Origin of the sequence: Streptomyces sp. SID9727, assembly GCF_010550605.1 — a bacterium.
In the GTDB taxonomy this organism is placed as follows: Bacteria; Actinomycetota; Actinomycetes; order Streptomycetales; family Streptomycetaceae; genus Streptomyces.
The window spans coordinates 1-352 of sequence record NZ_JAAGNI010000052.1 but is presented as its reverse complement, the minus strand read 5'-3'; the positions used below and the strand labels follow the sequence as shown (position 1 = coordinate 352).

Genomic DNA, 352 nt, shown 5'->3' with positions numbered 1-352 from the left:
GCAGCGTCACCTCCGCGCCCCGGCCCCGGAAGGTGACGAGACCGACCTTGTCGCGCCGCTGGTAGGCGTCCATCAGCAGGGACAGCACCGCGCCCTTCACCGCGCCCATGCGCTGCCGGGCGGCCATCGACCCGGAGGCGTCCACGACGAACAGCACGAGGTTGCCCTCGCGTCCCTCCCGCGTCGCCTGCCGCAGATCGTCCCGCCGCACCACGAGCCCGCGTCCGGACCGGCCCCGCGCCCGCTGGTGCGGGGCGGCGGCCAGGACCGTCGCGGCCAGATGCAGCTTCGTCAGCGCGCCCTCGGGCCGCCGCGCACCCGTCGTCCGACCGTGCTCGGCGCGCGCCCGGGA

General features: G+C 77.3%; 1 protein-coding gene. It reads right to left on the bottom strand.

The genetic code is table 11. The features are described 5' to 3' along the window. A partial coding sequence (locus G3I41_RS02805; RefSeq protein WP_164398707.1) for a VWA domain-containing protein occupies nt 1-352 on the bottom strand: 352 nt, incomplete at both ends.